The sequence below is a fragment of the Inquilinus sp. genome, from assembly GCF_057815775.1.
In genome coordinates this window covers 1-2,461 of sequence record NZ_JBYRFX010000307.1, presented here as the reverse complement: position 1 = coordinate 2,461, position 2,461 = coordinate 1, and the positions used below count along the sequence as shown (strand labels likewise).

The following is a 2,461-nucleotide window of genomic DNA, read 5'->3' as shown; positions in this document are numbered from 1 at the left end:
ACACCGCCGTGCCAAGCGACTGGCGCATCTCCGACCCCGCACCGGTCGCCACCACCAGCGGCGCGACGCCGAGGATGAAGGCGAAGGACGTCATCAGGATCGGCCGCAGCCGGGTGCGTGCCGCCCGCACCGCCGCCTCGGCCGGGGTGGCGCCCTCATCCTCCGCCTGGCGGGCGAATTCGACGATCAGAATGGCGTTCTTGGCGGCGAGCCCGACCAGGACCACGAAGCCGATCTGGGCCAGCACGTCGATCGGCATGCCGCGCAGCCCCAGCCCGGTGACCGATGCCAGCAGGCACATCGGCACGATCAGCACCACCGCGAGCGGCAGCTTCCAGCTCTCATACTGGGCGGCCAGGACCAGGAACACGAACAGGGCGGCAGCACCGAACACCAGCAGGGTCGGCGTGCCCTGCTGTTGCTGCTGGAAGGCCAGCTCGGTCCATTCGAAGCCGATGCCGTGCGGCAGGACCTCGTGCGCCAGCTCCTCCATCCGCTTCAGCGCGGTGCCGGTGGCGACGCCGGGGGCGGCGACACCCTGGACCTCGGCCGCCGGGAACAGGTTGTAGCGCGGCACGCGATACGGCGCGGTCTCGGCCTGCAGCCGGGCCACCGTGCCGATCGGCACCATCTCACCCGAGGCGTTGCGGGCCTTGAGGCGCGAGATGTCCCCGGCGTTCTGGCGGAAGCTGCCATCGGCCTGGGCGATGACCTGGAAGGTGCGGCCGAGATAGTTGAAGTCGTTCACGTACTGCGAGCCGAGATAGACCTGCAGCGTCTGGAACACGTCTGTCGGCGTCAGTCCGACCTTCTGGGCTTTCACCCGGTCGATGTCGGTGTAGATCGAGGGCGAGCGGGTGCTGAACAGGGTGAAGGCGCCGCCGATCGCCGGGTCCTTGTTGGCGGCGGCGACCAAGGCCTGCGCCGCCTTGGCCAGCGCGTCGGAGCCAAGGCCCGCCTGGTCCTGCAGCATCATCTTGAAGCCGCCGGCGCTGCCGATGCCTTGCACCGGCGGCGGCGGGATGGTCAGGACATAGGCGTCCTGGATCACCGAGAGGCGCTTGCGCAGATCGGCCAGCACCGTGTTCGCGGTGACGCCGTCGATGTGGTGGTTGTAGAGCGACGGCAGGCCCGAGAAGATCGTCCCGGCATTGGACGCGACGGTGAAGGTGGTGGCGTCGAGACCCGCGAAGGGCGCGGCGTGTTCGATGCCCGGCGTCGTCAGGATAATCTCGGTCGCCTCCTTCACCACCGCTTCGGTGCGGTCCAGCGTCGCGCCGGGGGGAAGCTGCACCACGGTGATGAGGTAGCCCTGGTCCTGCTCCGGAATGAAGCCGGTCGGGGTGCGGGCGAACTGGACGCCGGTGAGGGCCACCAGGCCGACATAGAGGATGAGCACCACCACCGTCGCCCGGATCAGGCGGCGCGCCAGGCCGCCATAGCCGTTCGACAGCCGGTCGAAGCCGCGGTTGAAGCGGCCGAAGCCGGCCTGCAGCAGGCGGCGGCCTAGATTGGGCCGCGCCACCTGGTGCGGGTCATGCGCCTTGAACAGCACGGCGCACAGCGCCGGGCTGAGGGTCAGCGACACGAAGCAGGAGATGACGGTCGAGGCCGCGATCGTGACCGCGAACTGGCGGAAGAACTCACCGGTGATGCCGGACAGGAACGCGGACGGCACAAACACGGCACACAGGGTCAGCGCGATCGCGATCAGCGCGCCGCCGACCTCGTCCATCGTCTTGTGCGCGGCCGCCGCCGGCGACATGCCGCGATGCAGGTTGCGCTCGACATTCTCGACCACGACGATCGCGTCGTCGACCACGATGCCGACGGCCAAGACCAGGCCGAACAGCGACAGATTGTTCAGCGAGATGCCCAGGGCGTAGAGCACCGAGAACGTGCCAACCAGCGACACCGGGATGGCGATGACCGGGATGATTGCGGCCCGCCAGCTCTGCAGGAACACGAAGACGACGACGACGACGAGCAGGATCGCCTCGAAGATCGTCTCGATCACCTGGTCGACGGATTTGCCGATGAAGATCGTCGGGTCGTAGATGACCTTGTAGTCCAGGCCCGGCGGGAACTCCTTCGCCAGCGTCCCCATGGTGCCCAGGACTTCACTCTCCACCGCCAACGAGTTCGCCCCGGGCTGGGCGAAGATCAGCAGCGGCAGGCCCGGGCCCCGGTCCATGTAGCTGGTCGATCCGTAATCCGCGGCGCCGATCTCGACCCGGCCGATGTCGCGGACACGGGTGACCCGGCCCTCGTCGTCGGACTTCACCACGATGTCGGCGAACTGGTCGGGCGTGGACAGCCGGCCCAGGGTCTGGACGTTGATCTGGTACGCCTCCTTCGACTGCACCGGAGGCTGGTTCAGGATGCCGGCGGAGACCTGCAGGTTCTGCGCCCGCAAGGCGGCCAGCACCTCGCTGGCGTTGAGGTTGTGGGCCGCGACCTT

1 protein-coding gene is annotated in these 2,461 nt (G+C 68.4%); it reads right to left on the bottom strand.

Annotation, left to right across the window (positions count from 1 at the left end):
• A partial coding sequence (locus AC3XYG_RS10910; protein WP_489139853.1) for an efflux RND transporter permease subunit occupies window positions 1–2,461 on the bottom strand: 2,461 nt, incomplete at both ends.